Genomic DNA, 12,261 nt, shown 5'->3' on the forward strand with positions numbered 1-12,261 from the left:
CGTTGCGTACAACTGTTCACCGCCACACGACCCGATTTTGACCTGAGATGCCCTGACCGATGATTGCCCAGCTGTCGCCCGCTACCGCTCTGACCGCCGATTACCAGCAGTTCCTCAAAGCCCTGAAAATCAGTGGTTTTCGCGGTGAAATCAGCGCCGACTACGCCAGCCGCGTGGTGTTGGCCACCGACAACTCGATCTATCAGCGCCTGCCGCAAGCGGCGGTGTTTCCCATGGACGCCGAGGATGTGGCGCGGGTTGCACGGTTGATCGCCGAGCCTGCTTATAAACAAGTGGTGATCACACCACGCGGCGGTGGCACGGGCACCAATGGGCAGTCGCTGACCGATGGCATTGTCGTCGACTTGTCGCGGCACATGAACCGCATTCTGGAGATCAACATTGAGCAGCGCTGGGTGCGGGTGCAGGCCGGGGTGGTCAAGGATCAGCTCAACGCCGCGCTGAAATCCGCCGGGCTGTTTTTCGCTCCGGAGTTGTCGACCTCCAACCGCGCCACCGTCGGCGGCATGATCAACACCGACGCCAGCGGCCAGGGCAGTTGCACCTATGGCAAGACCCGCGACCACGTGCTCGAACTCGACATGATCCTGCGCGGCGGCGAGCGCCTGCACGGTCTGCCGCTTGAGGAAAGCGAGTTGACAGCGCTGTGTGCTCGGCAAGACCGGGTCGGCGAAGTCTATCGCTGCGCCCGGCAGATCATTGATGAGCAGGGCGCACTGATCAAAGAGCGCTTCCCCGATCTCAACCGCTGCCTGACCGGTTACGACCTTGCGCATCTGCGTGAAGCCGATCACCGTTTCAACCTCAACAGCGTGCTGTGCGGCGCTGAAGGTTCGTTGGGGTTTGTGGTCGAGGCGAAGTTGAATGTGCTGCCGATCCCCAAGCACACGATGTTGGTGAACATTCGTTACGCAGGCTTCATGGACGCGCTTCGCGATGCCCAGGCCTTGATGGCGCTCAAGCCGCTGTCGATCGAAACCGTGGACTCCAAAGTCCTGCTGCTGGCGATGCAGGACATCGTCTGGCACGGCGTCGCCGAGTATTTCCCGGAAAGTGCCGAGCGGCCGACCTTGGGGATCAACCTTGTGGAGTTCTGTGGTGATGATCCCGAGGACTTGCAGCGCAGGGTCGAGACCTTCATCGAACACTTGATCAGCGATCAAACCGTGGAGCGGCTGGGCCACACGCTGGCCGTCGGGCAGGCCGCAGTGAGCAAGGTTTACGGCATGCGCAAACGGGCGGTCGGTCTGCTCGGCAACGTCGCCGGTGAAGCGCGGCCGCAGCCGTTTGTCGAAGACACCGCTGTGCCGCCGCAGCACTTGGCCGAGTACATCGCCGAGCTGCGCGACTTGCTCGACAGCCATGGCTTGCAGTACGGCATGTTTGGCCACGTCGATGCGGGTGTGCTGCACGTACGGCCGATTCTCGACATGAAAGATCCGCAGCAAGCGGCGCTGGTGCGTCCGGTGTCCGACGGCGTTGCCGCGTTGACTCAACGCTACGGCGGTCTGCTGTGGGGCGAGCACGGCAAAGGCCTGCGTTCGGAATACGCACCGGCGTTTTTCGGTGAGCTGTATCCGGCGCTGCAAGCGCTGAAGGCGGCGTTTGACCCGTTCAACCAATTCAACCCGGGCAAGATCGCCACCGCCGCCCATACCGATGCGACGTTGCTGAAAATCGATGAAGTGACCTTGCGCGGCGAACTGGATCGGCAGATCGACGAAAAAGTCTGGCAGAGCTACGGCGCGGCCATGCACTGCAACGGCAACGGTGCCTGCTATAACTTCGACCCGGACGATGCGATGTGCCCGTCGTGGAAAGCCACCCGCGAACGTTCGCAGTCGCCCAAGGGCCGGGCTTCGCTGATTCGCGAATGGCTGCGGTTGCAGGGCGAGGCGGGGGTGGATGTGTTGTCGGATGCCATTCGCCGCCCGGCGTTTTTCTCATCGCTGTGGCAGCGCTGGCGCAACAGCCGTGCGCAGTCCGAAGACTTCTCTCACGAAGTCTACGACGCGATGGCCGGTTGCCTGGCGTGCAAGTCCTGCGCGGGACAATGCCCGGTCAAGGTCAACGTGCCGGAGTTCCGTTCGCGGTTTCTTGAGCTCTATCACAGCCGTTATCTGCGTCCGGCACGGGATTATCTGATTGCCTCGCTGGAATACAGCATCCCGTACATGGCGCGGATCCCGGCGCTGTACAACGGTTTGATGGGCGCCTCGTTTATTCGCAGCCTGCTCGAACGCTTGGGGGGCATGGTCGATGTGCCGTTGCTCAGCCGCTTTGATTTTCACGCAGCCATGCGCCGCTGGCAGGTGCAACCGGCGACGGTGGCGACCTTGTCTGCACTGACTGCGGCGCAACGTGAGCGCAGCGTGGTGCTGGTGCAGGACGCCTTCACCCGTTACTTCGAAGCACCGCTGCTGGCAGACCTGATCGAACTGATTTCGCGTCTGGGTTATCAGGTTTATCTGGCGCCGTTCAGCGCCAACGGCAAACCCCTGCATGTTCAGGGTTTCCTGTCGGCGTTTAACCGAGCGGCGCTGCGCAATGCCCGGCAACTGCGTGAACTGGCGGATGTCGGTGTACCGCTGCTGGGGCTGGACCCGGCGATGACCTTGGTGTATCGCCAGGAATACTTGAAAGTGCCCGGCATGGAGCAATGCCCGGAAGTGGCGCTGGTGCAGGAGTGGTTGCTCAAGGTGATGCCGGAACAGGTTCGTCAGGGCAATGCCGAGACGTTCCGTTTGCTGGCCCATTGCACGGAAAAAACCAACGCCCCGGCCGCCACTCGGCAGTGGGAACAAGTGTTCGAGCGCGTGGGATTGAAACTGGCGACTCAGGCCACCGGTTGCTGCGGGATGTCCGGCACCTATGGCCACGAGGCGCGTAACCGTGAAACGTCGGCGGTGATCTACGAGCAATCGTGGGCGCGGCAGGTTGATGCGCCGGTGGAGCAGAGCGAGGCGCTGGCCACCGGTTATTCGTGCCGCAGCCAGGTCAAGCGCCAGTCGGATCAGGCGCTGCGCCATCCGTTGCAGGTGCTGCTGGCGGTTCTGCGTCGCTGAGCAGTTCGTTGTCCGGGGCGTTGTCCCAGATCATTCGAGGGTCGAAACTCATCGCCGAGAGCATGGTGAACACCACCACCATGCCGAAAAACAGGATGCCCGGTCGCGGCTCGATATCGCCCAGCGCCTGGAATTTCACCAGCGCCGCGACCAACGCCACCACCAGCACGTCGAGCATCGACCAGTAGCCGATCAGCTCGACGAAGCGGAACAGTTTCGAGCGTTCGCGACGCGCCCAACCACTGTCGCGCTGCACGGTGATCAGCAGCAGCGACAGGGCGCCGAACTTGATGCCCGGCACCGCGATGCTGGCGATGAAAATGATCAGGGCAATATCCCACGCACCACCTTCCCAGAACTCCAGTACGCCACTCATGATCGTGCTGTCGGTGCCGTTGCCGAGCATGACGGTGTTCATCACTGGCAGCAGATTGGCCGGCACATAAAACGCCAGCGCTGCAAACAGATAGGCCCAGGTGCGGGCCAGTGAATGGGTCTTGCGCCGGTGCAACGGTGCGTCACAGCGCGGGCACTCATGGGGCTCGTCGCTCATGTCACAGGCCAGCCCACAGCTGTGACACAGACAGAGATTGAGTTCGCTGGCCGTCGCTGGTCGTTTCATGGAATGTCCCACAGATCACGAATGTCGCGGCCGGCGATGCGGATCATCATCAGGCTCAATACGGCAAGGGCAAACAGACCGATGCCCGGCAACACATCAAGCAGCCCCGCGAGTTTGAACACCGCCACCATCGCCCCCAGCAGGCAGACTTCGAGCATGCTCCAGGGGCGCAACGTTTCCAGCCAGCGCATACAGACCTTGAAGCCCGGCGCACGGCGTGAAGAGAGGGCGAAGCTGAGCACCCAGATCAACAGCACCAATTGAAAGGCCGGAGCGATGATGATCGAAATCGCCGCGACCATCGCCATGAACGTGATGGGCCCCTGACTGAGCGCCAGCACCGAATCCCACAGCGTCGCACTGTTTTTCAGGCCCTTCATGCTGATGCTCATCACCGGGTAGAAATTGGCGAACAACCACAGCATGGCTGCGGTAAAACTCAGGGCCAGCCGTTGTTCGACGGTCAGGCCGTTGTAACGCTGCAACACGCCACCGCAGCGCGTGCACAGGGTTTTCTGATGCTGGGTGAGCACGACTTTTTCGTACACACAGTCGCAGTGCTCACAGATGATCAGGTGTTCGGTGTGGGCCATGGGCAGCACTCGACGGCAGGGCACAAGACCTGATCACTATAGACCCCGCCAGCGCCATGGGCAGGGAGGGGCGAATGATTTGTGATCCAGCCACAAATCCAGTGTGGGGCTTGCTCGCGAAGGCGATGTATCAGGCGCCGCGCATCTGCCGGCGCGCACCGGTGATGGTGCAGAGATGACGCAACGTACGACGAAGCCAGATCAGGTCGTGCCGTGATTTTTGCTGCACCGCTGGTGCCTTGGTGTTGCCAATGTGCTGGGCAAAGTCCGCCGCGAGTGTTTCTTCTGTGCCAATCCCTTTGAGTTGCTTCACAAGCCTGCCGTTCTTGTAGAACAGCACCGTCGGCGTTCCCGTGACCAGCGGATGGCGCGGCGACTCACGGGTGTTGAGCATGTAGATATTGGCGCGATGGCGATACGGCTCGGCAGTCTGACGAAAAATTGGTCCGGCCCATTCGCAGGCGGAGCAGTGTTCGTTGGCGAAGTACAGGATGACCGGCCGCCAGGTTTTCAGGGCTTTGCGGTAAATGGCAGGTAAATCCGGACGATGAGTTGCCGCGTGCATGGAAACCTCCTTGTTCAACGAGTGAGCGCGACTGCAACGGTAACCCCCTCTGTGCCCTCTCATCTACTGTCAGAGTTGACAGGTAGGCATCACTAAAGCAGTGCGCTCGCTTGATCACAGTGCACCCGAATGTTGCCCGAGTACCCGCCCATGTGTGGCCCTCGGTAGCGTTGGGCAGTGGCACCTCACGTAGCGCCTAATGCCGCACATCATGCATCCCTTTGATTCTTCGAGCATTTCAATCCATTGCAGATTCCTCGCGATTCCTGTGGCACACTTTCTGCTGTCTATTCCGTAGTAACAAACCAAGTTCCGTTGTAGCGGAATAAACAGACTCAGGAGTGCTTGCCATGCATCGCCGACCTTCCTTGTTCAAAGCGTGTGTTTTTGTTCTTGCCGCTTCTTCAACTGTCATGGGCCTGGCTCAGGCAGCCGACAATAAACTCGGCAGTGTGCTGGCCCGCGGGAAACTGATTGTGGGCACCGGCAGCACCAATGCGCCGTGGCACTTTCAGGGGGCGGACGGCAAGTTGCAGGGCTTTGACATCGACATCGCCAGGATCGTGGCCAAAGGGCTGTTCAACGATCCGAGCAAAGTCGAGTTCGTGGTGCAGTCGTCCGATGCGCGGATCCCCAATCTACTTACCGACAAAGTCGATATGAGTTGCCAGTTCATCACCGTGACAGCCAGCCGCGCCCAGCAAGTCGCTTTCACCCTGCCGTATTACCGCGAAGGTGTTGGCTTGCTGCTGCCGAACAACAGCAAGTACAAGGAAATCGAAGACCTGCAAGCTGCCGGCGACAGCGTGACGGTCGCGGTGCTGCAAAACGTATACGCCGAAGAACTGGTGCATCAGGCATTGCCCAAAGCCAAGGTCGATCAGTACGACAGCGTCGATCTGATGTATCAGGCCGTGAACTCCGGCCGCGCCGATGCCGCCGCCACCGACCAGTCCTCGGTCAAATACCTGATGGTGCAGAACCCTGGCCGCTATCGCAGCCCGAGCTATGCCTGGAGCCCGCAGACCTACGCGTGCGCCGTCAAACGTGGCGATCAGGATTGGTTGAACTTCGTCAACACGGCGTTGCATGAAGCCATGACCGGCGTTGAATTCCCGACTTACGCGGCGTCGTTCAAGCAATGGTTCGGTGTTGATCTGCCATCACCCGCCATCGGTTTCCCTGTCGAATTCAAATGATCCCGTGAGAGTGGGGCGCCCATAACGCGCCCCGCTCAAGGTACTGCTGACCATGAACTATCAGTTGAACTTTGCCGCCGTGTGGCGCGATTTCGACACCTTGCTGGCGGGGCTCGGTCTGGGCCTTGAACTGGCGCTGGTGTCGATCGCCATTGGTTGCGTGATCGGCCTGCTGATGGCGTTTGCCTTGCTGTCAAAGCATCGCGCCTTGCGGGTGCTGGCCTCGGTGTACGTCACGGTGGTGCGTAATACGCCGATTCTGGTGTTGATTCTGTTGATCTACTTTGCGTTGCCAAGCCTGGGGATCCGGCTGGACAAGATCCCGTCGTTCATCATCACCCTGTCGTTGTATGCCGGGGCGTACCTGACCGAAGTGTTCCGGGGTGGCTTGCTGAGCATTCCCAAAGGTCAGCGCGAAGCCGGGCTGGCCATCGGCCTCGGTGAATGGCAGGTCAAGGCCTACGTCACCGTGCCGGTAATGCTGCGCAACGTCTTGCCAGCGCTGTCGAACAACTTCATTTCGCTGTTCAAGGACACCTCGCTGGCCGCCGCGATAGCGGTGCCGGAGCTGACCTATTACGCGCGCAAAATCAACGTCGAGAGCTACCGGGTGATCGAAACCTGGCTGGTGACCACGGCGCTGTATGTCGCGGCCTGTTACCTCATCGCCATGCTGCTGCGTTATCTGGAGCAGCGTCTGGCGATCCGCCGATAGGAGGCTGGGATGTACGAATCCCCCAGTTGGTTGCATGAGTTATGGGTGGCGCGCGAGCCGCTCTGGCAGGGTTTTCTGACCAGTGTGCAGGTGTCGGCGCTGGCGATTTTGTTCGGCACGATGCTCGGCGTGGTCGCGGGTCTGGTGCTGACCTACGGCAAGTTCTGGATGCGCGCACCGTTTCGTTTTTACGTCGACATCATTCGCGGTACGCCGGTGTTTGTATTGGTGCTGGCCTGCTTCTATATGGCACCCGCGCTGGGCTGGCAGATCAGCGCCTTTCAGGCCGGCGCGTTGGGCCTGACGCTGTTCTGTGGCTCCCACGTTGCCGAGATCGTGCGCGGTGCGTTGCAAGCCTTGCCTCGCGGCCAGATGGAGGCGGGCAAAGCCATTGGCCTGACGTTTTATCAATCCCTCGGCTACGTGCTGTTACCCCAAGCGCTGCGGCAGATTCTGCCGACCTGGGTCAACTCGTCCACCGAAATCGTCAAGGCGTCGACCTTGCTGTCGGTGATCGGCGTGGCCGAATTGCTGCTCAGCACTCAACAGATCATCGCTCGGAACTTCATGACGCTGGAGTTCTACCTGTTCGCCGGTTTTCTGTTCTTCGTCATCAACTTCGGCATCGAATTACTCGGCCGGCACATTGAAAAACGGGTGGCCTTGCCATGACAGACGCTCCAGTTTCCAACGTTGAAAACGGTCAGCCACTGCTGGACATCCGTGGCCTGCACAAGCAGTACGGCGCGGTCGAAGTGCTCAAAGGTGTCGACCTCAGTATGCAGCGCGGCAATGTGGTGACACTGATCGGCTCCAGCGGCTCGGGCAAGACCACGCTGCTGCGTTGCGTGAACATGCTCGAAGAGTTCCAGGGCGGGCAGATCCTGCTCGACGGCGAATCCATCGGCTATGACGACGTCAACGGCAAACGCGTGCGCCACGCAGAAAAAGTCATCGCCCGTCATCGCGCGATGACCGGCATGGCGTTCCAGCAATTCAACTTGTTCCCGCACCTGACGGCCTTGCAGAACGTCACCCTTGGGCTGCTCAAGGTGAAGAAAATGCACAAGGACGAAGCTGTCGTCCTGGCCGAGAAATGGCTGGAGCGGGTTGGCCTGCTGGAACGGCGCGATCACTTCCCGGGTCAGTTGTCCGGCGGTCAGCAACAGCGCGTGGCGATTGCCCGGGCCATTGCCATGAACCCGAGCCTGATGCTGTTCGACGAAGTCACCTCGGCGCTCGACCCGGAGTTGGTCGGCGAAGTGCTTAACGTGATCAAGGGCCTGGCCGACGAAGGCATGACCATGCTGTTGGTTACCCACGAAATGCGTTTCGCTTTCGAGGTCTCGGACAAGATCGTTTTCATGAATCAGGGGCGGATCGAAGAGCAGGGGCCTCCCAAGGAGCTGTTCGAACGCCCGCAATCACCGCGGCTGGCTGAGTTTCTCAAGAGCACGCGGTTCTAATTTTTGCTTTGTAATCAGGAGAAGTACCCATGAGCATTACTCGATACGGCACCGGCAGCACGGCCGCTGGCGGTCAGCCACGCCCCTTCGCTCGCGCCGTTGAAGCGGATGGCTGGCTGCACGTGTCCGGCCAGGTGCCCGCGGTGGATGGCGAGATCATTGTTGGCGGCATCGTCGAGCAGACCCATCAGACCATGAAGAACCTGATCGCTATTCTCCAGGACGCCGGTTATGGCCTGGAAGATGTGGTACGTGTTGGCGTGTGGCTGGACGATCCGCGGGATTTCAGCAGTTTCAACAAGGTGTTTGGCGAGTACTTCAAACCTGAGCACGCCCCGGCACGGGCCTGCGTACAGGCGAGCATGATGGTGGATTGCAAGGTCGAGATCGACTGCATCGCCTACAAGAAAAAGGCCTGAAATCTGTGCTGGCTTCTTCGCGAGCAGGCTCGCTCCCACATTTGAAATGCAATCCCCTGTGGGAGCGAGCCTGCTCGCGAAAGCGGCCTAACAACCGACGCCATACTCTCGGTAAACTCCCGGCGACTTTGAATGGGAACCCACTGAAATGACCGAAGACACCATCAAACGCCGGGCTCGTGGTCTGGACCGAGCGTTCGATATCCTCGATTTCCTTAAAGAGATCGGCCAGCCGCTGCGCCCGAACGACATCGCCAACGGCATCGGCAGCCCGAAATCCACGGTCTATGAGTTGGTCGCGTCCTTGTTGGAACGGCGGATTCTGGAGCCGGTGGGCAAGGACGGTCACGTCTATCTCGGCCGACAGTTGTACTTTCTCGGTCAGGCGCACTTGCGTCATTTCGACCTCAGTCGCGAGGCCGATCACGCTTTGCAGGAGATCGTCAGCCAGACCCGTGAAACCGCGCAGATGTGCCTGCTCAATGGGCGCAAGTACACGGTGGCGTTGATGAAGGAAGGTGAGCGGCATTTCCGTATTTCTTCCGACATCGGCGAGAACGCGCCGATCCCTTGGACGGCGTCCGGTCGTTTGCTACTGGCGCACCTGAGTGACCAGCAAATCGTCGACCTGATCGATGAAGACGACTACATTCTGCCCGACGGTGAACGCTTGTCGCTGGAGCTGTTTCTGGCGCAGATCCGTCAGGCCGGCATCGACGGATTTTTTTCCTTCGACAGCGTCGCCGACACCTTCACCCATTGCTTCGCCGCCCCGGTCAAAGACCCATACGGCGTGGCCATTTGCACCCTGTGCATCGTCGCCCCACGGGTCGATGCGAAGAACAATTACGACGACTATCGCCGGGTTCTGATCGAGAGCGCTAACAGCCTCGCCCGGCGAATCAACGAATAAACGCGGCGGCCTGCGGCCGCGACTGCGAGGAGCTTGACCATGACGACTGCCATCAATACTGCTGTGCAAAAGGGCGATGCCGCCATCGGCGCGCACCTGGCGCGTGACGTCAGCCTGCCGGCGCTGGTGCTGCACCGCGAAGCGTTGGAACACAACATTGGCTGGATGCAGAAGTTTGTCAGCGACAGCGGCGCCGAGTTGGCGCCCCACGGCAAAACCAGCATGACCCCGGCGCTGTTCAAGCGCCAGCTCGACGCCGGAGCCTGGGGCATCACCCTCGCCAGTGCGACCCAAACCCGTGCGGCCTATGCCCATGGCGTACGCCGGGTGCTGATGGCCAACCAATTGGTCGGCACGCCAAACATGGCGTTGATTGCCGATCTGCTGGCGGATCCGTCGTTCGAGTTCTATTGCATGGTGGATCACCCGGACAACGTGGCCGATCTCGGTGCTTACTTCGCATCACGCGGTGTGAAGCTCAACGTGATGATCGAATATGGCGTGGTCGGTGGTCGTTGCGGGTGCCGTAGCGAGCAGGAAGTCATCGAACTGGCCCAAGCAATCAACGCGCAACCTTCATTGGCGTTGACCGGTATCGAAGGTTACGAAGGCGTGATTCACGGCGATCACGCGGTCAGCGGCATTCGTGAGTTCGCCGCGTCGCTGGTGCGTCTGGCGGTGCAGTTGCAGGACAGCGGCGCGTTTGCCATTCCCAAGCCGATCATCACCGCTTCGGGGTCGGCTTGGTATGACCTGATCGCCGAATGCTTCGAAGCGCAGAACGCGGGCGGACGTTTCCTCAGTGTGTTGCGCCCCGGCAGTTATGTCGCACATGACCATGGCATCTACAAAGAGGCGCAGTGCTGCGTGCTCGATCGTCGCAGTGATTTGCACGAGGGTTTGCGTCCGGCGCTGGAGGTTTGGGCACATGTGCAGTCGATGCCGGAACCGGGGTTCGCGGTGATTGCGCTGGGCAAACGGGATGTCGCGTTCGATGCCGGGTTGCCAGTGCCGTTGTTGCGTTACCAGGCCGGTGTGGTGCCTGCAGTGGGCGATGATGTCGGTGCGTGCAAGGTGACGGCGGTGATGGACCAGCACGCGTTCATGACCGTAGCGCCGGGCGTTGAGCTGCGCGTGGGTGACATCATTTCCTTCGGCACTTCACACCCGTGCCTGACCTTTGATAAATGGCGCGTGGGGTTGTTGGTGGATGAACAGTTGTCGGTGATCGAGTGCATGGAGACCTGTTTCTAAGGCCAGACACCGACGCGCTGCCTTCGCGAGCAAGCCCGCTACCACACTTGGAATGCATTTCCCTGTGGCAGCGGGCTTGCTCGCAAAGGCGTCCGCCCAGCCCCCCCCGATCAAACAGAGATCCCGCAAAATGACCACCCTCAGCCCCTTGGGCCCACACCTCCCGCGCATTGCCCTGATTGGCGAGTGCATGATCGAACTTCAGCAGCGCGCCGACGGCAGCCTGCTGCAAAACTTCGGCGGCGATACCCTCAACACCGCCGTCTACCTGTCCCGCGCCTTGGGCGATAAGGCTCAAGTCGACTATGTCACGGCCTTGGGCGATGACAGCTTCAGCGACGCCATGTGCCAGATCTGGACTCAAGAAGGCATTGGCCTCGATCTCGTGCAACGCCTGCCCGGTCGTTTGCCCGGCCTGTATTGCATCCAGACGGACGCCAACGGCGAACGGCATTTTCTCTACTGGCGCAACGAAGCGGCCGTTCGCGATTGCTTCACCACCCCGGCCGCCGAACCGATTCTGGCGGCGTTACCGGACTACGACGTGCTGTATTTCAGCGGCATCACCCTGGCCGTGCTCGGTGCGCAGGGTCGGGAAAGACTGATTGAGGTGTTGTCCGAGGCCCGCCAGCGTGATGCGCGGATTGTCTTCGATAACAACTACCGCCCCCGTCTGTGGGCGTCGTCGGAGGACGCGAGGGCGGCCTATCGCAGCGTGTTGCCCTATGTTGATCTGGCGTTGCTGACGGTCGATGACGAGCAGGCGCTGTTTGGTTTTGCTGACTGCGATGCCGTGTTCGAGGCTTACGCGCAGTTCGGCACGCCGGAAGTGGTGCTCAAACGCGGCGCCCAGGCGTGTCTGATACGGTGCGACGGTGAGGTGTTTGAGGTGCCTGCGCAAAAGGTCGAGAAGGTGGTGGACACCACGGCGGCGGGGGATTCGTTCAGTGCGGCGTATCTGGCCAGTCGTTTGCTGGGGGGCAGCACGTATGAGGCAGCCGAGGCGGGGCATCGGTTGGCGAGTCGGGTGATTCAAGTGCCTGGAGCGCTGATTCCGAGGTAAGCGTTGGATGCCGCCTGCTGCGCAATCGGTTCGCGAGCAAGCCCGCGAAGAGGTCCGAAAGTCGACCCTTCAGTCCCGGTAAAACACCTGCACCAGGTGATACCCGAACTTGCTCTTGATCGGCCCATGCACCGTGCGCAGCGGCTTCTTGAAAATCACCGCATCGATCACACCGACCATCTGCCCCGGTCGCACTTCACCCAGATCACCGCCGCGCTTGCCGGACGGGCAGGTGGAAAACTTTTTGGCCAGCACATCAAACGCTTCACCCTTGGCAATGCGTTGTTTGAGCTGTTCGGCTTCTTCGGCGGTTTTCACCAGAATGTGGCGGGCTTGGGCTTTCATCTTGCGATACCTGATAACGGG

Annotated in this window: 13 protein-coding genes; 9 read left to right on the forward strand and 4 right to left on the reverse strand. The window is 60.5% G+C overall.

Features of this window, described 5'->3' with window-relative positions; translation table 11 throughout:
- Positions 1 to 59 precede the first annotated feature (59 nt).
- The gene (locus K5E40_RS03430; protein WP_221729629.1) at positions 60 to 3,086 is read left to right on the forward strand and encodes an FAD-binding and (Fe-S)-binding domain-containing protein; all 3,027 of its coding nucleotides are present in this window, start codon (positions 60 to 62) and stop codon (positions 3,084 to 3,086) included.
- Here the strand turns inward: K5E40_RS03430 and K5E40_RS03435 are convergent.
- From K5E40_RS03435 to K5E40_RS03445, 3 genes are all read right to left on the reverse strand, one after another.
- Positions 3,019 to 3,708 (reverse strand): paraquat-inducible protein A, encoded by a 690-nt coding sequence (locus tag K5E40_RS03435; protein WP_221729630.1) that lies wholly within the window; start codon positions 3,706 to 3,708, stop codon positions 3,019 to 3,021. The genes K5E40_RS03430 and K5E40_RS03435 overlap by 68 nt on opposite strands.
- A complete protein-coding gene (locus K5E40_RS03440) occupies positions 3,705 to 4,301 on the reverse strand; it encodes a paraquat-inducible protein A (protein ID WP_221729631.1) in 597 nt (198 codons plus the stop codon). Before K5E40_RS03440 ends, K5E40_RS03435 begins: the two co-directional genes overlap by 4 nt.
- Positions 4,302 to 4,431: 130 nt before the next feature.
- A complete protein-coding gene (locus K5E40_RS03445; protein WP_221729632.1) occupies positions 4,432 to 4,866 on the reverse strand; it encodes a co-chaperone YbbN in 435 nt (144 codons plus the stop codon).
- Positions 4,867 to 5,216: 350 nt separating this feature from the next.
- On the opposite strand from K5E40_RS03445, the gene K5E40_RS03450 reads away from it, so the two are divergent.
- The 8 genes from K5E40_RS03450 to K5E40_RS03485 all read left to right on the forward strand — a co-directional run bounded on the left by K5E40_RS03450 (position 5,217) and on the right by K5E40_RS03485 (position 11,895).
- Entirely contained in the window at positions 5,217 to 6,065 is an 849-nt protein-coding gene (locus K5E40_RS03450) for a transporter substrate-binding domain-containing protein (RefSeq protein ID WP_221729633.1), read from the forward strand.
- 52 nt (positions 6,066 to 6,117) lie between these two features.
- Entirely contained in the window at positions 6,118 to 6,780 is a 663-nt protein-coding gene (locus tag K5E40_RS03455) for an amino acid ABC transporter permease (RefSeq protein ID WP_003225455.1), read from the forward strand.
- A 9-nt stretch (positions 6,781 to 6,789) separates the two neighbouring features.
- Positions 6,790 to 7,452, forward strand: coding sequence for an amino acid ABC transporter permease (locus K5E40_RS03460; RefSeq protein ID WP_221729634.1), 663 nt, complete (start codon positions 6,790 to 6,792; stop codon positions 7,450 to 7,452).
- The gene (locus tag K5E40_RS03465; RefSeq protein ID WP_221729635.1) at positions 7,449 to 8,246 is read left to right on the forward strand and encodes an amino acid ABC transporter ATP-binding protein; all 798 of its coding nucleotides are present in this window, start codon (positions 7,449 to 7,451) and stop codon (positions 8,244 to 8,246) included. The genes K5E40_RS03460 and K5E40_RS03465 overlap by 4 nt, the downstream gene beginning before the upstream one ends.
- Positions 8,247 to 8,275: 29 nt before the next feature.
- Entirely contained in the window at positions 8,276 to 8,665 is a 390-nt protein-coding gene (locus K5E40_RS03470; RefSeq protein WP_221729636.1) for a RidA family protein, read from the forward strand.
- 148 nt (positions 8,666 to 8,813) lie between these two features.
- The gene (locus K5E40_RS03475) at positions 8,814 to 9,578 is read left to right on the forward strand and encodes an IclR family transcriptional regulator (protein WP_221729637.1); all 765 of its coding nucleotides are present in this window, start codon (positions 8,814 to 8,816) and stop codon (positions 9,576 to 9,578) included.
- A gap of 39 nt (positions 9,579 to 9,617) precedes the next feature.
- Positions 9,618 to 10,832 carry an amino acid deaminase gene (locus tag K5E40_RS03480; protein ID WP_221729638.1) on the forward strand — a complete coding sequence of 405 codons (1,215 nt, stop codon included), beginning with the start codon at positions 9,618 to 9,620 and terminating at the stop codon, positions 10,830 to 10,832.
- A 130-nt stretch (positions 10,833 to 10,962) separates the two neighbouring features.
- The gene (locus tag K5E40_RS03485; protein ID WP_221729639.1) at positions 10,963 to 11,895 is read left to right on the forward strand and encodes a sugar kinase; all 933 of its coding nucleotides are present in this window, start codon (positions 10,963 to 10,965) and stop codon (positions 11,893 to 11,895) included.
- A 69-nt stretch (positions 11,896 to 11,964) separates the two neighbouring features.
- Here the strand turns inward: K5E40_RS03485 and K5E40_RS03490 are convergent, their stop codons facing one another.
- Positions 11,965 to 12,240 carry a peptidylprolyl isomerase gene (locus tag K5E40_RS03490; RefSeq protein ID WP_221729640.1) on the reverse strand — a complete coding sequence of 92 codons (276 nt, stop codon included), beginning with the start codon at positions 12,238 to 12,240 and terminating at the stop codon, positions 11,965 to 11,967.
- Positions 12,241 to 12,261: the final 21 nt, after the last annotated feature.

It is taken from the genome of Pseudomonas baetica (genome assembly GCF_019733355.1).
GTDB classification, from domain to species: domain Bacteria; phylum Pseudomonadota; class Gammaproteobacteria; order Pseudomonadales; family Pseudomonadaceae; genus Aquipseudomonas; species Aquipseudomonas baetica_A.

Bases quoted from the DNA above. Each gene is read 5' to 3' on its own strand.
- K5E40_RS03430 (WP_221729629.1), top strand. From the start codon at position 60: ATGATTGCCCAGCTGTCGCCCGCTACCGCTCTGACCGCCGATTACCAG.
- K5E40_RS03435 (WP_221729630.1), bottom strand. From the start codon at position 3,708: ATGAAACGACCAGCGACGGCCAGCGAACTCAATCTCTGTCTGTGTCAC.
- K5E40_RS03440 (WP_221729631.1), bottom strand. From the start codon at position 4,301: ATGGCCCACACCGAACACCTGATCATCTGTGAGCACTGCGACTGTGTG.
- K5E40_RS03445 (WP_221729632.1), bottom strand. From the start codon at position 4,866: ATGCACGCGGCAACTCATCGTCCGGATTTACCTGCCATTTACCGCAAA.
- K5E40_RS03450 (WP_221729633.1), top strand. From the start codon at position 5,217: ATGCATCGCCGACCTTCCTTGTTCAAAGCGTGTGTTTTTGTTCTTGCC.
- K5E40_RS03455 (WP_003225455.1), top strand. From the start codon at position 6,118: ATGAACTATCAGTTGAACTTTGCCGCCGTGTGGCGCGATTTCGACACC.
- K5E40_RS03460 (WP_221729634.1), top strand. From the start codon at position 6,790: ATGTACGAATCCCCCAGTTGGTTGCATGAGTTATGGGTGGCGCGCGAG.
- K5E40_RS03465 (WP_221729635.1), top strand. From the start codon at position 7,449: ATGACAGACGCTCCAGTTTCCAACGTTGAAAACGGTCAGCCACTGCTG.
- K5E40_RS03470 (WP_221729636.1), top strand. From the start codon at position 8,276: ATGAGCATTACTCGATACGGCACCGGCAGCACGGCCGCTGGCGGTCAG.
- K5E40_RS03475 (WP_221729637.1), top strand. From the start codon at position 8,814: ATGACCGAAGACACCATCAAACGCCGGGCTCGTGGTCTGGACCGAGCG.
- K5E40_RS03480 (WP_221729638.1), top strand. From the start codon at position 9,618: ATGACGACTGCCATCAATACTGCTGTGCAAAAGGGCGATGCCGCCATC.
- K5E40_RS03485 (WP_221729639.1), top strand. From the start codon at position 10,963: ATGACCACCCTCAGCCCCTTGGGCCCACACCTCCCGCGCATTGCCCTG.
- K5E40_RS03490 (WP_221729640.1), bottom strand. From the start codon at position 12,240: ATGAAAGCCCAAGCCCGCCACATTCTGGTGAAAACCGCCGAAGAAGCC.